Below are 257 nucleotides of genomic sequence, written 5' to 3' on the forward strand. Positions count from 1 at the left end.
CCTTTCCGCCACTGCACGGCACGATGACGTCATAGTCACCGTTGTTCTTGCGATGGCGATTGCACAACTCGATCAGTTCACGCTCACGCAGATCCCAGTCGAAGCTCCGCTTCTCCTCGTTGAAGCGGCACGCCGAACACACGCCCTCGTCATCAAATTGGATGCGAGGACGTTGGTTAGACATCGTACACTTGCGACAGAAGCGTACCTCCGACGGCAGGTTATACTGGGTAATGACATCGCGCTTGTTCATGAGG

1 pseudogene is annotated in these 257 nt (G+C 55.3%); it reads right to left on the reverse strand.

The features are described from left to right. Window positions 1–184: pseudogene (locus AC0IYH_RS32495) on the reverse strand (N-acetyl sugar amidotransferase); the annotation flags it as partial. Window positions 185–257 lie beyond the last annotated feature (73 nt).

The organism is Pseudomonas sp. AC463 (assembly GCF_979253585.1).